Source organism: Erwinia endophytica, assembly GCF_009295515.1.
GTDB classification, from domain to species: Bacteria; Pseudomonadota; Gammaproteobacteria; order Enterobacterales; family Enterobacteriaceae; genus Erwinia; species Erwinia endophytica.
The window spans coordinates 150,188-168,387 of sequence record NZ_RQVV01000023.1; the positions used below are offsets into that span (position 1 = coordinate 150,188).

General features: G+C 51.6%; 12 protein-coding genes and 1 pseudogene. 4 read left to right on the forward strand and 9 right to left on the reverse strand.

Features of this window, described 5'->3' with window-relative positions:
• Positions 1-3 precede the first annotated feature (3 nt).
• Complete coding sequence (locus EH228_RS07925; protein ID WP_152321127.1) at positions 4-774, reverse strand: class II aldolase/adducin family protein; 771 nt, start codon at positions 772-774, stop codon at positions 4-6.
• Positions 775-979: 205 nt separating this feature from the next.
• Between EH228_RS07925 and EH228_RS07930 the strand changes: the two genes are divergently transcribed.
• The gene (locus EH228_RS07930; protein ID WP_152321128.1) at positions 980-1,972 is read left to right on the forward strand and encodes a D-2-hydroxyacid dehydrogenase family protein; all 993 of its coding nucleotides are present in this window, start codon (positions 980-982) and stop codon (positions 1,970-1,972) included.
• A 203-nt stretch (positions 1,973-2,175) separates the two neighbouring features.
• On the forward strand, positions 2,176-3,681 hold the full coding sequence (proP, locus tag EH228_RS07935; protein WP_152321129.1) for a glycine betaine/L-proline transporter ProP: 1,506 nt from the start codon (positions 2,176-2,178) through the stop codon (positions 3,679-3,681).
• 71 nt (positions 3,682-3,752) lie between these two features.
• Here the strand turns inward: proP and EH228_RS07940 are convergent, their stop codons facing one another.
• From EH228_RS07940 to EH228_RS07950, 3 genes are all read right to left on the reverse strand, one after another.
• Complete coding sequence (locus EH228_RS07940) at positions 3,753-4,850, reverse strand: ABC transporter substrate-binding protein (protein WP_152321130.1); 1,098 nt, start codon at positions 4,848-4,850, stop codon at positions 3,753-3,755.
• Between the two features lie 22 nt (positions 4,851-4,872).
• Positions 4,873-6,999, reverse strand: a complete 2,127-nt coding sequence (locus EH228_RS07945; protein WP_152321132.1) for a TonB-dependent siderophore receptor — start codon at positions 6,997-6,999, stop codon at positions 4,873-4,875.
• A gap of 216 nt (positions 7,000-7,215) precedes the next feature.
• A complete protein-coding gene (locus EH228_RS07950; protein WP_152321133.1) occupies positions 7,216-10,563 on the reverse strand; it encodes an autotransporter outer membrane beta-barrel domain-containing protein in 3,348 nt (1,115 codons plus the stop codon).
• A gap of 950 nt (positions 10,564-11,513) precedes the next feature.
• Here EH228_RS07950 and EH228_RS20470 point away from each other — a divergent pair.
• Positions 11,514-11,741 (forward strand): annotated as a pseudogene (locus EH228_RS20470) (IS3 family transposase); the annotation flags it as partial.
• A gap of 151 nt (positions 11,742-11,892) precedes the next feature.
• Here EH228_RS20470 and EH228_RS07955 read toward each other — a convergent pair.
• A complete protein-coding gene (locus EH228_RS07955; protein WP_152321134.1) occupies positions 11,893-12,672 on the reverse strand; it encodes a hypothetical protein in 780 nt (259 codons plus the stop codon).
• 175 nt (positions 12,673-12,847) lie between these two features.
• Between EH228_RS07955 and EH228_RS20185 the strand changes: the two genes are divergently transcribed.
• Positions 12,848-13,015: a hypothetical protein gene (locus EH228_RS20185; RefSeq protein WP_193323301.1), complete on the forward strand. Its 168-nt coding sequence runs from the start codon at positions 12,848-12,850 to the stop codon at positions 13,013-13,015.
• A gap of 91 nt (positions 13,016-13,106) precedes the next feature.
• Here EH228_RS20185 and EH228_RS07960 read toward each other — a convergent pair whose 3' ends face one another.
• From EH228_RS07960 to EH228_RS07975, 4 genes are all read right to left on the reverse strand, one after another.
• Positions 13,107-13,664 (reverse strand): fimbrial protein, encoded by a 558-nt coding sequence (locus tag EH228_RS07960; protein ID WP_152321135.1) that lies wholly within the window; start codon positions 13,662-13,664, stop codon positions 13,107-13,109.
• A 94-nt stretch (positions 13,665-13,758) separates the two neighbouring features.
• Positions 13,759-16,422: a fimbrial biogenesis usher protein gene (locus EH228_RS07965; RefSeq protein ID WP_152321136.1), complete on the reverse strand. Its 2,664-nt coding sequence runs from the start codon at positions 16,420-16,422 to the stop codon at positions 13,759-13,761.
• A gap of 40 nt (positions 16,423-16,462) precedes the next feature.
• Complete coding sequence (locus EH228_RS07970) at positions 16,463-17,164, reverse strand: fimbria/pilus periplasmic chaperone (protein ID WP_152321137.1); 702 nt, start codon at positions 17,162-17,164, stop codon at positions 16,463-16,465.
• Positions 17,165-17,233: 69 nt separating this feature from the next.
• Positions 17,234-17,821, reverse strand: a complete 588-nt coding sequence (locus tag EH228_RS07975; RefSeq protein ID WP_152321138.1) for a fimbrial protein — start codon at positions 17,819-17,821, stop codon at positions 17,234-17,236.
• Positions 17,822-18,200 lie beyond the last annotated feature (379 nt).

An 18,200-nucleotide genomic window follows, 5' to 3' on the forward strand; every position in this document is an offset into this window, starting at 1 on the left:
TGTTCAGAGTGCATTGCGTTGCAACTGACGAATATAGGCATCCCAGTGCAGCAAATATTTTTTGTTTTTGATGCCGTTATCAAAGGCTTGCGCAGCTTTCTCCGCCACCGCATTCGGTACGATGTTCAGCTCGGCGCCTCCCGCCTGCGCCGCCAGTTGCGCCGCACAGGCGCGCTCCAGGTAATAGAGGTTATAAAAAGCCTCTTCCAGGCCATTGCCACAGGTCAGTAGCCCGTGGTTACGCAGGATCAGCGCGTCCAGCGTGCCCAGATCGGCGACGATGCGTTGTTGTTCATCCAGATCCAGCGCGATACCTTCATAATCGTGATAAGCCAGCCGTTGGTAAAAACGCATGCTGTGCTGGGAGATCATCAGCAAACCTTTCTTCTGTGCCGCGACACCAATACCCGCAGCCGTATGAGTGTGCAATACCGCATGGGTATGCGGACGGGCGCGATGAATCGCACTGTGGATAACATAACCCGCGGGATTGATCCCCAGCCCGGTGGGATCATCGATGATCTCGCCATCAAGATCGATCTTAACCAACGTCTCGGGCTGGATCTCATCAAATGTTTGGCCATAAGCATTGATCAGGAAATGAGGCTTTTCCCCCGGCACACGCAAAGAAAAATGGGTGTAAATATGGTCAGTCCAGCGCAGACGCGCCGCCAGATGGTAACACTGCGATAATTTAACCCGGGCCTGCCACTCAGCATTTGAGATACGTGCGCGTAAGTTGCTGCCGGTTTCCCTTGCTATTGCCTCAGTCATCATTTCTCCTGTGGTAGTTATCCAGTGAGCAGCTCAAGCTGCGGTAATCTATCCTGACATAGCGGAAATTGGCGGGGGAAATGATCAATCTGACAATAATTTGCATAATAGTGTCTAAGCGACAGGCAACCCACTTTGCGACAACCGCATCCTGTCTGTAAGGATTACTCCCGCCATATCGCCTCACCTGAAAACGGAGAAAGTCATGACGATCAAATGTATTATTCTCGATGATTATCAGTCGGTCGCGCTGTCCTGTACCAACTGGAACGTCTTGCAACCCACTGTAGATGTCCGTGCCTTTAGTCAGCATTTCAGCAACATTGATGAACAGGTCATCGCGCTGCAGGCCGCAGAAATTGTTATTATCATGCGAGAAAGAACCCCCTTCGGAGCCGATCTGTTCGCTCGCTTGCCAAGTCTGAAATTGTTGATTACTTCCGGAATGCGCAATGCCGCCATTGATTTGCCAGCCGCCCGCCGCCATGGCGTGGTGGTCTGTGGCACTGCCAGCGGCTCAGAACCCCCTGCCGAACTGAGTTGGGCATTGATCCTCGGCCTTGCCCGCCATCTGGTTGTCGAGAATACCGCGCTGCGTGAAAACGGCCCATGGCAACAAACGCTGGGCATAACGCTGCACGGTAAAACACTGGGACTGATTGGACTGGGTAAAATCGGCGGGCAAATGGCGCGGATCGCTCAGGCGTTTGGCATGGATGTCTGCGCGTGGAGCCAGAACCTCAGCGCAGAACGAGCGGCAGAGTGCAACGTGCGTCTGATGCCTGATAAAGCGACACTGCTGCAACACAGTGATATCGTTTCTCTGCACCTGGTGCTCAGCGAACGTAGCCGCCATATTATCGATGCAGAAGCGCTACGGCAGATGAAAAGCACAGCGCTACTGATTAATACTTCCCGAGCCGGGCTGGTCGATCAACAGGCAATGATTTCCGCGCTTCGCGAGCGACGTATTGCCGGCGCGGGTGTTGATGTCTTCGACGAGGAGCCTCTGCCCGCTAACAGCCCGCTAAGAACCCTGGCAGGATTGCTGGCCACTCCCCATCTCGGTTATGTCGCCGACACGAACTATCAGCGCTATTTTTCTCAGGCAGTGGAGAATATTCAGGCGTGGCTGGCAGGCGACCCGATCAGAATATTGAATAAGAGACATACCGGCCCCATCACTGATTTTGAGTAGATATTTATCTCACCAGGCAAACAAACACTCTCCGCAATACAGCCAATTATCAGTCAAAGGGAGAAATACCTACTATATTTCACTATCTGTAGGGTAAGTATCCCGGCTCAATTCTTGCCATTACCCTGATCACGACCTTGTTACTTATCGTGGTCTGACCGAAAAAATTCTATTCAGGAACCAGTTATTACAGGGTATTTTATATGAAACTACGTAGGAAGCGTGTTAAGCCGATAGGCTTAAAAGACGTAACGATCATTGATGATGCCCGGTTACGCAAAGCCATTACCGCCGCGTCGCTTGGCAACGCCATGGAATGGTTTGACTTTGGGGTTTACGGTTTTGTGGCCTATGCTCTGGGTCAGGTGTTCTTCCCCGGCGCCGATCCTGGCGTGCAAATGATTGCCGCACTGGCAACGTTCTCGGTACCTTTTCTGATCCGTCCGCTTGGCGGCCTGTTTTTTGGCGCGCTGGGTGACAAATATGGTCGTCAGAAAATCCTGTCCATCACCATCGTGATTATGTCGATAAGTACCTTCTGTATCGGCTTGATCCCATCTCATGCCTCTATCGGTATCTGGGCTCCGCTGCTGCTGCTGCTGTGTAAGATGGCGCAAGGTTTCTCCGTGGGCGGTGAATACACCGGCGCGTCCATTTTCGTGGCCGAGTACTCGCCAGACCGTAAACGTGGTTTTATGGGGAGTTGGCTGGACTTTGGTTCAATCTCGGGTTTCGTACTCGGTGCCGGCCTGGTGGTGCTGATTTCTACCGTTATCGGCGAGGCGAATTTCCTTAAATGGGGCTGGCGTGTTCCGTTCTTTGTCGCGTTGCCGCTGGGCATTATCGGGCTTTACCTGCGTAACGCGCTGGAAGAAACCCCGGCATTCCAGCAACATGTTGAAAAACTGGAACAGGGTGATCGTGAAGGCCTGGCTGAAGGGCCGAAAGTGTCGTTCAAAGAGATAGCCACGAAACACTGGAAAAGTCTGCTGGCGTGCATTGGTCTGGTTCTTGCCACCAATGTCACCTATTACATGCTGTTAACGTACATGCCAAGCTATCTGTCGCATAACCTGCATTATTCCGAAAACCATGGCGTGTTGATTATCATCGCGGTCATGATCGGCATGCTGTTTGTACAACCCGTGATGGGCTTGATGAGCGATAAGTTTGGCCGTCGCCCCTTTGTCATCATCGGCAGTATTGCGCTGCTGATACTGTCGATCCCCTGTTTTATGCTGATTAACAGCAACGTCATGGGACTGATTTTCACCGGACTGCTGATCCTGGCGGTGGTGTTGAACTGCTTTACTGGCGTGATGGCGTCCTCGCTGCCAGCCATGTTCCCCACGCATATCCGTTACAGCGCACTGGCCAGCGCCTTTAATATCTCGATTCTGGTCGCCGGCCTGACACCTACGCTGGCTGCCTGGCTGGTTGAGTCAACCGCGAACCTCTACATGCCCGCTTACTATCTGATGATAGTGGCCGTGATCGGTCTGGCGACAGGTATCATGATGAAAGAGACCGCCAACAAACCGCTACGCGGTGCAACACCCGCCGCTTCAGATATCGCCGAAGCGAAGGAAATACTGCAGGAGCACCATGATAATATCGAAAGCAAAATCGCCGAAATCAACGCGCAAATCGCCGAGTTGGAAACGAAACGTCAACATCTGATTAATCAGCATCCGCATATCAATGCATAGCCCGGCGGATTAAGGCACAACCCGCGATGATCGCGGGGTTTTATCGCGCGCATCTTTGCCTCCGCCAGATGTCAGCGTTTGCCTGCTGTCGTCCAGTAGGTGCCGGTTTCCGGTACTGGTAGAAATTGCCGGTTCATCTCATCCAGCGTTTTGGCGGGGTCAAGGTCGCTGAACAACTGAGGATGAAAAGTTTTGGCGAAGACCTCCACATCCAGCAAATGCCACGGACTCATATAGAAGTTATGCCAAACCGCCAGCGCCTTGCCATGGCGGATAGCGGGTAACGCTGAGAGGAGAGTTTCACGTTTAAGCACCCGCGCAAAACTCTGCTGTGCCGCGGCCGCGCTGACCTGCGGGCCAAGCTGCAGTTGCTGTGCCTGATCCGGCCCGGCCATACCCGTCGCCAGAAACACCTCAGGATCGGCGGCAAGCACCGCTTCCGGGCTCAGTTGCCCGAACACACTGCCAAAGCGTCCAACAGCAATATTTTCCCCCCCGGCAAAGTTCAGTAAATCCGCCAGATTACCGTGCCCAACAGTGGTACAACATCCGTCATGACGACCAATATGCAATTGCAGCATCACACGGGGCCTGGCGGGATTCGCCTGGCGCAGACGATCGCGGATTAAGTTCATATGCTGCTGGTAGAACGTGATAAATCGCTGTGCTTTTGCCTGATCATTCAGCGCTTCACCGATGATCTTCACGCTCGGTACTGTGTTCTTCAACTGGTCAACACGGGTATCAATGTAGATAACCGGGATCCCCGCCGCAGTCAGCTGCCGCTGGAAGCTATCATGATTGCCTTCCTGTTTGGCATAAACCGGCAGGATAACCAAATCCGGTCGCAGCGCGATCACCTTCTCCACACTGATCTGCGCATAGTTACTGTTGCCAATAATCGGGATCTTTTTCATCTCAGGGAATGCCGCGCTGTAGCGATCCCAGGTCTGCCGATCGAGTCGTTGCAGATCACCAGGCCAGCCAACCACTCGTCTCACCGGATCACCGTCTTCCACCAACGCGAGGGTATAAATCATCCTTCCCTCCCCCACGACGATCCGTTGTGGATTGTCAGGGATGTCCACTTTGCGCTGCAAAATATCAGTAATGGTTTTCGCCTGTACCAGACCGCTAACCAGTAGCAGTAAAATGAGTATTCTTTTCATTGAAGGTTCCCACTGGTGACCATCAAAAATCCACTGCGGCCTGCAAGTAGACTACCCGTGGATCACCCTCGATGACCCGGAGATTACCGGCGCTGGATGAGTAATATTTTTTGTTGAACAGATTGTTGATGTTCAGTTTCAACTGAGTATGTTTCCCCACCAGCGAACTGTCCCAGGCGATAAACGCATCGGCCACGGTGTAATCCGGCATGATAAAGCTGTTTTCCGGATCGCCCGCCCGACTACCAACATAACGTCCACCGCCCCCGGCCCGCAGTTCACCCGGCAACCAGGAGAAGCGCAGGGTGTGGCTTAGATAGAGACTGGCCATATTGGTTGGCGCGTTAACCAGACGGTTACCGACGTTGTCTGGATTAATATCATCCTTAACGATTTCGGTTTTGTCATAACTGTAATTGGCAATCAGGTTCCAGTCTTTGGCCAGCTCGCCGTTAACTTCCACTTCCGCCCCGCTGGAGCGCGCTTTCGGGATGCTACGCGTCACGCCGTTGATATAAACAGACATGTCTTTTTCATCAATACGGTACAGCGCCAGCGTGGTGGACAGCGCTGGCGCCACCTGCCATTTCGCCCCCACTTCATAGGTTGTGCCTTTTTCAGTGGAAGCGACATTACCCTCGTCGTCAGTATCGGTTGATGGTGTAAACGAGCGGCTATAGCTACCGTACAGTGAGAGATCCGGCAGCACTTTATACACCAATCCCAACTGTGGCAGGAAAGCATTACCGCGATCGTTCAGCGTGCTGGTTGGATTGACAAAACCGTGGCTGCTGGTCTGAGTGTAGCGCTGGTAACGGCCACCCAGCACCGCGATCCATTTTTCGTTCAGGTGGATACTGTCTTTGGCGAACAGCGAACGACTGTAGAGATTGGTACGCAGATTACTGTACTCATCACTGTAAGTGCTGCTGCTGAGTACCGGTTCTTCGCCATACACCGGATCGTACATATTGAAGGTTTTCGACACTTTGCCGCGATAAGAATACGCTTTGTAGGTTTCGTCCTGCTCATAGTCGACGCCCAGCATCACATCATGCTGCATCCCCCACATTTCCGGGCTGCCGCTGATATCCCATGACAGGTAAGTCGTTTGATGGTTAAAACCACGGTTGGCGTCAGCACGGCGAGAGACGACGCCTGTCGTCGGGTTGATCGCCGTGGTACGGACTTCATTACTGTCGTAACGACGTTGCATCCAGGCGTAATTGAAATGGCTATCCCAGGTATCGTCCAGCGAGTAGGCGTAATTGAAGTTCAGACGTTTATTTTTACCCCAGGCATGGTTGGCATTGTCATCCAGACGCTCGTTGTAAGGGATATCAACCGGCTTTTTATTGATAAACGCGGTACCACGATCATAAGGCACATCGTATTTGTATTCGACATAGCTAAGATTGAAAGAAGCTTGTTCACCAAACCAACTGAGCGACGGGGCTATCAACGTATGTTCATTCACGCCAAAATTACGCCAGTAGTCCTCACGCTGACGCTCGGCTATCAGACGGAAGGCAAAACCATTGCCCAATGGCCCCGTGACATCAACGGTCCCGGTACCGCCACCATAGCTACTGGATTCGCCGCTGATGTGGGTATTCCACTGATATTGCGGCTTTTTACTGACCAGGTTAATCACGCCGCCCGGGTTCAGGATCCCATATAACAACGAAGCCGAGCCCTTCAGCACTTCCACGTGATCGATAGTGGCATCCATCGACAATCCCTGGTTACTGCGTACGCCATCAAGAAAGATAGAACCGTCAGAGTTGGCGCCAAAACCACGCTTCACAAAACCATCCTCTGTGCCCCCCAGGGTGTTGCCCTGCGTCACGTCGCTGACAAATTTTACCGCATCATTGACGGTCTTAACCTGATAGTCCTGCATCACCTGCGGGGTGACAACACTGATCGACTGAGGCGTTTCATTACGTGGCGTGGCTGTTTTCGTCGCCGTGGTGGCGGTGTCCTGGTAGTAACTGCCGCTCGTGCCAGGTTGATCGGCAGTGACGGTGAGGGTTTGATCTGTTGCCGTTTCTGCTGCCAGCGCGCTACCGCTGCTGAGCAAAGAGGCAAAAATAATACACGGTGTTTTTCCGGGATGACAACGGAAAGGAACGAATGGCGATTTCATAATGTAATATGCAGATGAATGTTATTTTTTGTTTTACGAATGATAATTAGTTTCATTGTCATTATCAATCTTATCACCAGCACCATTTCGCTACGCCGACATTTCCCCCCCCCCTTTGGCTAAAAGCAAAAAAACGGGCTGACAGCCCCGCACCTGGATGGGCGAGGCGATATCAGCCAGCTTGCGTGATCAACTCGGATACGGGGAGTCTAGCCGTCAGAACTGATATTTGACGCCCAAATTACCGGTATACCCTTCATATCCTGGCCCAAAACTATGCGAATAAGAGGCTTCCGCATAGAGATTCAGCTGACGGGTAACTTTGCCGCTGACCCCCACGCTCGTCCGCCACATCCCTTTACGAACATCCGGACTGAGTGTGTCACCATTCATATCAACACCCGGCGTCGCCCCCAGTTGCTGGATAACATCCGCGTTTACATAAGGCTGGACAACGGGATCATCATAGAACAAGCGGAAGCCACCGCGTACCTGACCGACATACAGATTTTGACCTTCCATTTTCACACCACTGGCATAGGTCTGGCTGATATTCATGTACTGCCCCATGAACTGGACCTGAGGCTCCAGACTGAGTTTTTTAACCAGCTTGAACGGTTTGCCTGCTTCCACCGACAACAATGCGGCATAGCTGTTCATTTTGGCATCGGTCAGACTCTTGAAATGATTACTGTAGCGAGTCACCTGACCTACCGTGTCCAGATAGCTACCATCATCATTCCAGGTGGTGACATAGCCGCCGACACTGTAAGCCGTGGTGTCCATTTTACCAACATTCACTGACAGCCCTTGACGAGCGCTACGCGCATTGTCTTTGTTACTGCTGTGTTGACGACCAAACGTCATGGTCGGCCCAGCGCTAATGTGCCAGTTATCAGCCAGATCTTTTTGCAGCAGATCACCCCCTAACTGAATAAAGGCCGTATTGACGTCAAAAGCAAAACGGCCAGCGGAGTAATTGTCGTGACGACCATAAATCCTGCCCCATGCGCCATCATTCCCCTTCGTGGCGCCGAGACGTTGATGATAGGTCCCCGCCGACGTGAACCCATAAGCGGCATTGAGATAGGGGGCTATCAAATAACCTGCCACTTCAGGACGCCAGGTTTTCGTATCGTCATCATCCCGTCCATTATCATCCGAAGTGTAGGATGACTGTAAATACCAGCTGTTGCCATCGACCTGATTCAGGAAGTATTCATAGTTGCCCGCGACCACGCTGTTGTTCTGCGTAAAAGTAGCTGATTGCGCATCACCAGATACCTGAATCAGCAATATCCCAGTATCGGTTGCAGCACCCAGTCCCCCTTTATTGTTGATGGTCACGCCAAAGCTCCCCGAAGCGTTCCCCGTCACCAGCAGTTGGTCCGTGGGCGAACTGTCATCGCCCAACTGCGTATTCATGACAAAGGTCCCTGATCCCGTCAGATCGCCATCGACCGTTAAGGTACTGAAGCCCGAACTACTGCTGAAGGTGACCAGTCCATCCTGCTGTAAATCGTCAACACTGGAGTTTCCGGTTATCAGCCAGCGGCTGGTGCTATCAAGCAGCAATTGGCTAACGTTTTGCGTGGCGCCAGTCAACGTCGAGTTATCCGTCAGTGAAAGTGTGATGGCATTAGCATAGCTGTCAGTCACCACATCACCGAGCAGGGACACATTGCCATCAGCGATGATATCGACATCTGAATACGTCGTGTTTCCATCTGTATCAGTGGAGGATGTCGCGCTTAATGCCACACCATTCCCGCCATATACCGTGGTGCCATTCTTGAGGTTCAAATCCAGAGACGTCCCCTGGGCTATCACCCCGGTTCCCTGCTCGCTGGTTAAGCTCACATTATCCAGCGTGACCGTATTACTCGCGTCATCCTCTTTCCCTAACGCAATCAGCCCTGCCGCCGCACCACGGGTCGTTAACTGGCTGTTACTGATATTCAGGGTGGAAGAAAGACTGGTGGCCAGGGCATAAGACTCCTCACCCGAGGTGTCAATAGTGATACCGTCAGCATTAATCGTTGAAGAGGACAACGCGTATAACCCGCCGCTCAAGTCACCGGACGTCGAGATCGTGGAATCCGTGAGGCTTACCGTGCTACCGGCTGTCGCTAACACGGCATAAGCGCTGTCGCCAGAGGTGCTGAGCGTTGAGTCAGTGGCGTCAATCACGGCATCGCTACCGCTGGCGGCGATACCATAAGCATTATCACCAGTGGTAGTGACCGCAGTATTCTGTAAAGTAGCCGAACCCGAGCCACTGACCAGAACACCATAGGCTGTACTTCCTGACGTGCTAATCACCGAATCGGTCAACTCAGCCCCCCCGCCCCCGGTCACTGCCAGACCTAAAGCCGTTTGACCCGCGGTGGTAATGGTTGAATCCGTTAATGTCAGTTGACCGCCGCTGTAAACGGCCATCACGCCATAAGCGTTGCTCCCTGACGTGGTGATGGTCACCCCACTCCCGTCAACCGTGCTCCCAGCATAGAGGCCGTAACTTTTCTCCCCTGATGTGGTCAGCGTACTATCGGTCAGTACTGCCGTGCCATTCTGGACGGTTATCGCATGTGAGCTACTCCCCTCCGTCTGGAAAGTGGCATCTGTCGCCTCCAGGGTAGACCCTGAACCTATCAGCCAGACACCGTATGCTGCTGCACCTTGCGTCAAATAGCTGCCGCCATTGATGGTCACATTGGCATTAGCCTGATTAATATCAATCGCATGGCTGCCATCGCCACTGGTCGTCACATCAACATTCGTCAGGGTGGTATCACTGTTACTCCAGGTTCGTATCCCGATAGCCGCCGACGTTATCGTGCTGTCGGTCAGTTCCAGGCTACTGTTGGTCCCCACCCGGACAGCCGCCGTCCCGCCATTCCCGGAATAAACATTTGAAATAACATTGACATTATTCCCCACCAGTGAACTATCAGTGAGTGTAATGGCGCTGAAGCCGCTACTATTCAGCAAGTTTATGTCGACGTCATCCAGTGTGGCGCTGGCACCATTACTCAGCGTTATCCCCCCAATCGCCGCACTACTCGAAATAATGACATCCGTAGCACTCAGCGTGCCGCCGGTCATCTTTATCCCGTAGGCATTTTGCCCACCAGGCAGTATCGTGACATCATCGAGCGTCAGGTCGGCATTGCTAGCAATGATCCCGTAAGCCTGGCTGCCTGTCGTGGTGATTGTTCCCCCTGTCATGGTCAAGGTTGAATCAATGACAGAGATACCAGAAGCACTGCTCCCCGTGGTATACAGGGTGGCATTATTTAATTCCAGGCTGGCATGATCGGTGAGATAAGCCGCGTATGTTCCATTGGCTGTAGTGCTGAACAGTAAACCACTGTCAGTTACCAGCTGGCTGTTAGCTCCCGAGGCATAAAGTGGATAGTCTTGCGAAGTGGCGGTGCTGTAACCAGAGGTTACTTGTAGCGTATTACCAGAAGTCTCACTCCATTGCGAAATTGCCGAAGCGCACAAGGGGAACAGAGCCAGTGTCAACACATTAAGTGCAAAGGGCCGCGTATACACAGTCATGATGCATCCTTACGTTAGAAAATCCATCAATAAAAAAGATCCAATATACCCAGCATACTTCAGGCCGCAGATACGTTAGCTACACGAATCTCCCCAGTCATTTCGTTGTGTATAATGCTGAGGATTTTGATCGTTAGCCTTCTTCCTGCCCCCCGAATTATCTCGGGTATAGAACCTTTTGTTTTTATTGTTTTCCCTGGCGGTAATATTAAAGGATACTTCAGTATGTGGAAAGGTATTTTTCAGATTGACAAATTAAAAAAATATCTATTACTGAAGGCTGTTAGAGATTCCAATAACATAAATACCCCCATCATACTGCCCGCTAAATACCACTACATTGGTCTGTTTTAGGTGATTTCCACTCAATTACTGGCAACACCTGAATGATGACTTAAACAATTGAAAAAAAAAACAAAAAAACCAGATAAAGAAAACTATCAGACAAGATATAGCGCCATCAGGAACCATTATTTAGCCACCGCCAGACTGGCTGCGCGCCACACAGTCACAGATCTGAACAAGCACCTGAGGATTTAGTCGTTGACGGGTTTCATGTAACTCGAATTATTTAGTCTATTGATTACTAATGGCAATGATATGATCATTAACAATGTCATTGTTAGGTTAACGAAATTATAATAACCATCACGTCATCCCAAACGGGACAAATAACACCACGTCAAGAAAAATATAGTTTTTTTACTATGTCGGCACAATACTTTAAATAATTCATGCTGCCGGAATAAGATATTCCGCTGAGATTACACAGATAAGTCATTTAACTGACTAACTGAACACCACCAATGCACCCGTACAGCATGGACATTTTACTCTCTAAAATCAGCCAGCCACTTCAGCTTATTTATGTACAAGACCTGGTAGGCGGAACATCCCCTGTCAGGAGGGCATAGTGGTCAGGCATTGCTCATCAGGCAACAGCGCGTAGCCGAAATGGCTGGGATAATAGCCCAATGTAACGCTTTTTATGCAGTCTGACAGAATGGGCACCCAAAAGTGGCCAGATTGATTTTAGTGCAGCAAACAAAGCCGTAACGAATTATATCGTTGGTTATTACCGCCCGTTCAGACCCCATCAATATAACGGTGGATTAACACCCAAAGAATCAGAACGATTGTATTGGGTAAACGTTAAAGCCGTGACCAAATCTTTTTAGCTGATGGCAGCCTGAAAAACAGGAAATTCAATTTTTACTGACCTGCTGTCGTTAATGCGACAAAACCACTGAGCCCAACGAAACGATCTAACTAAACAAAATAAAGCTACCTGGGGGCTATGGGTGTGACATTCAAGGCAACAAATCCATTCTATTCACATACAACCGTCAGCACTGCCGTTCCCTGGTACTTTCCGGGTTTGTCAGGTGCCGTGTGTGTACGCAGGGTTATCGGACCGAGTGCCGCATTCGAGTTTCCGTTGTCCCCTTCATCCATAGAAAGCACGGTACCGTCCTGAACAGCATCGATTGTCCATTCGTTCTCGCCTGATTTCATGGTGATTGGGGTCCCATCGAGATGTCCGGCAGATGTTATTGACAAACGGCCGTTACCGGTTGTGTTGCTGACCAGAACTTTTTTTACAGGTTCCCCATTCGTAGAGACGGTCCCAAAGTCCAGTTCGGGTTCATAGTCAGCGCCACATGAAGCCCGTGGGTTCAGCGATATATCGGAAACTAACACCACGACGCCCTCTACGGTGGTGCTATCTCCACATGCTGCGCTATATTGTACATCCACTTTGTTATCGGTGTCGTTGAAGCCTATCAGTGGGAACGCGTATTGTAATTGGTTGCTACAACTTGGAATTGAGATATTGGAATGGTGCCATGTGCCGTTACAGTCCCACGAGTCGGTGGATATAATATTGTCGAAGGATCCTCCATTATCATTGAAGGTTATACCGTTAGATTGTCCCCCGTTTAGAACGGTGCATTTGAGCATTAGGCTACCGTTGGTGCTATTTGGCTCGGGGTAGGTGTACGCGCTTGGCACTGTCGTGGTGCCTTTTCCGGAACTTTCGATGGTTGCGCAGAATGCATGCGCGCTCCACAACATTGTTAGTATGACGGGCATCAAATATTTCTTCATAGTATCCTTATTCCTTGTTTGTTTATCATCAGGAACAGCGCTGCCGCGGCATACCGCCAGCAGTCCATTCGTAAGCCTGCGCCCGCTTAGTGGCCTTTCCCGTGGGAAATAACTTCTGCGCCGGGGCGGCTCATAAAGTCTTTCGTGATGGATGGTTGTTTAATGCACGGGGGTTATGGAAGGCCCCTCTGCGCCAGGCCAGATACCCAGCCAGTCAACCCCGCGTTGTATCCGCCTGCTGTTCAAAACCGCTGATGTCAAAAAATTCAGCCAGCCGCGTAATACCCTGTCGCAACTGCCATCGCGTACGGGTGGAACAGCAAAAAATCGTCCATTTATCTGACATAAAAGACTTCATCCTGCCTCCAGGCTCTCGTAACCGAGCCAGTCATATGGCTGCCATACTGCAGCGTATGACTGACTTTTCCTCATAATCACTGATACTCAAATGTCATATTGACTACCGTCTCGAACTCTCCGGCTGTCACCTTGTCGGCTGTACCCACATACTCCGCCGTATAGATCAGCGTGTTATCTGACGACGGGGTCAGGGTGCTGGTTTCCGTTGTCTTTCCGTCTGGTGTGAATGCCGTTTTGCTATCCGTTTCCAGGAAGCGAAGGCCCCCCCCTGTAGCCGCTTGCTCTGTACCCGCGTAGGTATTTTTAAATTCACTGCCATCAGCCTCCCCGGAGGCAGTGACCTTCACCGCGCTGGCGCCCTCTCCGCAGTCCTTAAGCACAATATTCACCTTTTTGGCCCCACCGGTTGTTCCCACGCCCTTGATATCCCTGTCTGCAATCGGAGTCAGACTAATGGCCTGTGTAGCTGAATCGTTATCAATGGTGCAGGTATTAGCGATCACCGTCCCAGTGATGGTAATGCTTGCGGTATCAGTGGTGGCATAGGTGTTCACCGACATCCCGCAGACAAATACGGCAAGGGCACCGATCAGCACGGTGTTGCTTTTTTCGTTTTTCAGTTTCATAGTCATATTATTAATCCATATTATTTATCAATGTGTTATTACTCGTAGCCGCTTGATCCATCACGAAAGATAAGGTCTCACAGCCATATCTTTCATCTGACTAGCGGCAGGAACTGCTAATTTTTATCATCGGTTGTTTCCCGGCATCTGAAGGCAGGTGATAATGTGCAGTACAGGATTTCTCCCCCCCCCATTCCGCCTGCACAGTTCCTTCTTCGGGCATGCCTGACAGGTAGACCTGCCCGTCATCACCGACAATCCCGTCGTGGTCCGCGATAGTCACTCTCGTCCCAAAGGGAAGCGGCTTGCCGTTGTTTGTCAGCGTCATCAGAACACGGCTGCCTGTGTGCCCCTTGAACGTTGCCCGCACGACCGCACCACGAGTCGGGACGACGCGACTGACGGCGTCATCGATATCGGTTTGGTCATTAAGGGTCGTTTCGTCGAGTGCCACGCGGTTTTCGTGATACACAGAGGCATAAGGTTTGATCGCATACCCCCGCCAGTCGGTGTGGACGCCGGTTTCATTCTCCACCGCCACGCCAGGGACGCCGGGAACCGCAATCAGTACGCTGGTCTCCCCAAGTGGCTGCCCCAGAGTCAGCCCTTCACTGTGTAGCAGGGCACCACCGGCGAGGCCGTAGCTTACCTGCCGATAATTGTTGCTGTAGCTGTAGCCCAGGTCGCCGTTACCGTAAGTCCCCCGGTAGGTCGTACTCAGGCTGCCACTATTGCCTTCATTGCGCGTATAACCCTGGGAGACGTTCCAGCTCAGGTTGTCGCCCTCAAGAGCTGTGCCACTGAGGCCGGCCTGTTGCGACATCTCTCCGTCTCCGTTGTGGCTGACGTTGTAGGTAGCGTATATCGAGTGCGCGCTGTTATTACTGCCGGGCAGCAGCGCACTGAGTGGCACTGACAGTGACAGAAAGGCTGAGCGGTCCGAACCTGGCTGCCCTGACTGCCGGTTATAGTTGTAGGTCAGACTGTAGTGAACGCTGCCAATTGAACTGTTAAACCCTGCCTGCAGTGAGTTACTGGTCCCCCCCGAGTTCCAGTAAGTCTGGCGGACAGCGGAAAGATAAACAGATCCCAGATGGCCCGCGCGTTGGGAAATACTGGTCTGAACCTTTGCCCGCCGGTTGTTATACAGATTGTAGTAGTCGGTATAGGAATGCTTAACTGGCCGGCCATCTGCATCAACAGTGTTCACATCGTCGCGCCAGCCCTTCATCCCCTTCAGGGCCGTTTCATCCAGCGTGTGGAAGCCCTGTGTGGAATAACGGTAACCGGTCAGCTGGAAGGTGGTGCCCAGTGAGTTCAGGGAGCGCGAATAGAGAAAATGCACGGACTGTCCCTGATGCTGACTGCCGTCGGCAAGCGTACTCCGGGCCAGAGTGACATCGGCGGAAAATGCGCCCAGTGTCCCCATATTCAGTCCGGCGCCCAGCAGTCCGGAAAGGTAGTTCTCCGAATACTGTGCTCCGATGTAGCTGGTGATATTATGCGGTAATCCCCATACCAGCGTGCCCTGAACAAAATCCGGACTGTTGTAGCGGGCGTTGGCGGCCTGGTAGCGTCCGGCGGTCAGGGCGTACTTAAGCTTACCTTCGCGCTGCAGTACTGGTACGGAGGAGTAGGGGACAGTGAACACCCGTACGGAGCCAGTCGCCTCCGTGATGGTGACTTCCAGGTCACCACTCGAATACACCGGGTAGAGGTCATCAATCGCAAAAGCACCCGGTGGAACGAAGGTCTGATAAACCGTATAACCGTTCTGGCGGATGCTGACCCGGGCATTGGTGGCGGCAGTCCCCCGGACAACGGGAGCAAATCCTCGCAGGCTGTCAGGGTACATACTGTCATCCGTTGACATCTGCACCCCCCTGAATCCCAGAGAATCAAAAATGTCGCCACTGGTGGTACTGTCGCCTATAACCAGTTCACTGCGCAGCGGAACAATAGTGCGTTCCGCATAGGTTTTGATATGCTCCCACTTCCGATAGCTGTAATACTGACTGCTGTATTCGTTCCAGGTCCGGTTGTCACGCAGACGCCAGGCCCCCATGTTCAGGCCGCTGTTCAAATTAAGGTAATGACTGTTACTGTCCCCGTAGCGTCCGTGACTGGTATTGCCGCTGAAACGGTAGTTCAACAGGGCGGCGTTAATCCCTTCATCCCAACGCTCTGGCGGAATATAGCCACGGGCATTGTTTTGCATTGCGGCCTGCGGAACACTGATGTCCAGGCGCATACGCTGAAAGTCAAAAGAGGTAAATGCGTCAGGAATAAACTTCCCCGGGGAAACGCACTGACCAGCAGGGACGACGCTGAGTGCAGGGAATGACTTCACGTTAACGCCCAGCCCTTCCAGGTCCTGAGCGGTCAGACAGGCCATCAGGCCAGTGTCATCCCGGATATCAGGCATTTCCTTTTTCGCGTTCGGCACCGCAGCTACGGCGTTATTCTTTCTACTTTCGACGGCGTCAGTAAAACTGAGGTTACGGTTGGCCATCAGCTTTCCGTTAACATATATGTCGACCTGATAGCTGCCGGGCAACTGTGCGCCGTTTTTTTCAAAACGTGACAGGTCGGCCACCATCTGCGGGTCGGAGGAAACCATCTGAGGTGGAAAATAAAGTTCGGCATGACCTGTAACAGGGAGCAGAAGGGCAACTCCGACGCTTATGGCAACGGGAGAAAACTGACAACTCCGGCGGTGCGGCACGCACCCCTCCCGATGCTGTGTATATTTATAGTTACGCATCTGATTACAGGTCCTTTTCAAATAACCCGAATGACCGGGTTTACTTTAATGGCACATGTTGCTCGGGCGTGGCCGCCCCGAAATCGTTGATGGTCCGGAAAGAAACAGTGCTACCAGCACCTTTTGGCAAGGCTAATGAGACGCTCTCTCGCGGAGAAACCATGGTGTCCGGCAGCTTCTGACCACTGACTTTTATTTCTACCAGCGTGATGTAATACGGCGTCGGGTTATCAATGCGCATCCGGACACCGTCGCGATGGAACGTCAGCGCTGTCGGTGCCTTTTCCACGGAGGGGGTCAGCCCGGAAGGACGAACAAAAAGCTTTATGCGTGTGACTGCAGCCAGCATCAGAACGTTTTTCCCTTCCATCTTTTTTCTGTCCATTGAGGGAATGGCTTTTGTGTTGAAGTAGTACAGACTTTCCTGGTCATTTTTTGCTGGCAAGCCGGCATACATAAGCCGGAGGGTGTTCTCATTACCCGGACCGCTGACATAAAGCGGTGGGGTAACGACAAAATCCTGGCTCTTCTTCCCATCGGGCTGTTCCACCCAGGACTGGACCATAAAACTGGACTGGTCCGACGTATTGCGGACTGACAGGCTGACCTGTTTATGGTCAGCAGGATAAATAATACGGGTTCCCCCGAGGGTTATTCCCCCAGCCTCGGCCAGAGAGGGGAGCAGACATGACACCAGCATCAGGGATGCAAACAAATGATTACGTAATGGATTACCGGACACGGTCTTTCTCCTTGGTAGATAAATGGTGATAAGCCCCCCGAATGTTGGGGGCTATATTGGGACGGCTGATTATTCGTAGGTAACTTGAAAATCAACACTGCTATTAGCAGCGCCCGCAGTTACCCCATCGGCAGTGGCGATATAAACCGCCGAGAGAGAGATGTCATTGGTGCCCGCGATAAGGTCCTGTGACAAGGCATCAGCCGTTCCGTCAATCGCCACGGCCTTGTTCGCATGCAGAATTTCAATACCAACGTTTTTCGCTACATCCTCCCCCGCACCATCACCGGAGAGGGCCAGCGTGGTTGAATCAATAGATGAGCCGGTGAACTTAATGTCAGCCTTGGTATAGTTTGTTGTGGCTGTTGAATCCGTGGCGGCCGGGGACAAGTCACAGCCGACCAGTTTGATGCTGAACGGCACGGAAGTACTGGTTTTCCCCTTGGCGGCCAGCTGATTGGTAGCAACCTGACCGAGGACGACATTTTGCCCGTCCGTTGAGGTGTCAACTGCACAAGGTGCAGCCACAACCGAGCCGGTAAAGTTAATCTTGCCACCGTTAACGGTCACCACCTTCGGTGCAACGTCTTCCGCGAAAGAAGAAAACGTACTTGCCATTAATACTGGAACCAATGAAGCCAGAATAATCTTTTTCATCTGTTACTAAATTCCTTGAAAATTAAACATATTAGTGGTTGTGATAAAACAGACATCATTACCAAAAGGTGTGATGTTTTTATTCAGGCAGTACCTGCATGAATATTTCTGCAGGGGGGATAATCAATGATTAGACCCGGCAGTAATTCTTTATCTTTAATAAAGATATATATTTATCTGCAAGTTCCCTGATGAGATTGCAAAAGACACATACATGCTTTCAGTAAAGCAGGCAATCCAGTTCACTTGCCAACTCACGCAGTGGAATAAAATAATCACTTTTGTTATCATGAATGGAAAGGCATTCATCAATTTTACTTCGTATAAATAACTGCGCTTAATACCGCTTCACTTTCGTTAGCCCGTGTTTGTTGCGATA

What these genes read in the sequence shown, in the direction of transcription:
- EH228_RS07925 (WP_152321127.1), bottom strand. Translation starts at nt 774, where the DNA reads ATGACTGAGGCAATAGCAAGGGAAACCGGCAGCAACTTACGCGCACGT.
- EH228_RS07930 (WP_152321128.1), top strand. Translation starts at nt 980, where the DNA reads ATGACGATCAAATGTATTATTCTCGATGATTATCAGTCGGTCGCGCTG.
- proP (WP_152321129.1), top strand. Translation starts at nt 2,176, where the DNA reads ATGAAACTACGTAGGAAGCGTGTTAAGCCGATAGGCTTAAAAGACGTA.
- EH228_RS07940 (WP_152321130.1), bottom strand. Translation starts at nt 4,850, where the DNA reads ATGAAAAGAATACTCATTTTACTGCTACTGGTTAGCGGTCTGGTACAG.
- EH228_RS07945 (WP_152321132.1), bottom strand. Translation starts at nt 6,999, where the DNA reads ATGAAATCGCCATTCGTTCCTTTCCGTTGTCATCCCGGAAAAACACCG.
- EH228_RS07950 (WP_152321133.1), bottom strand. Translation starts at nt 10,563, where the DNA reads ATGACTGTGTATACGCGGCCCTTTGCACTTAATGTGTTGACACTGGCT.
- EH228_RS07955 (WP_152321134.1), bottom strand. Translation starts at nt 12,672, where the DNA reads ATGAAGAAATATTTGATGCCCGTCATACTAACAATGTTGTGGAGCGCG.
- EH228_RS20185 (WP_193323301.1), top strand. Translation starts at nt 12,848, where the DNA reads ATGGAAGGCCCCTCTGCGCCAGGCCAGATACCCAGCCAGTCAACCCCG.
- EH228_RS07960 (WP_152321135.1), bottom strand. Translation starts at nt 13,664, where the DNA reads ATGACTATGAAACTGAAAAACGAAAAAAGCAACACCGTGCTGATCGGT.
- EH228_RS07965 (WP_152321136.1), bottom strand. Translation starts at nt 16,422, where the DNA reads ATGCGTAACTATAAATATACACAGCATCGGGAGGGGTGCGTGCCGCAC.
- EH228_RS07975 (WP_152321138.1), bottom strand. Translation starts at nt 17,821, where the DNA reads ATGAAAAAGATTATTCTGGCTTCATTGGTTCCAGTATTAATGGCAAGT.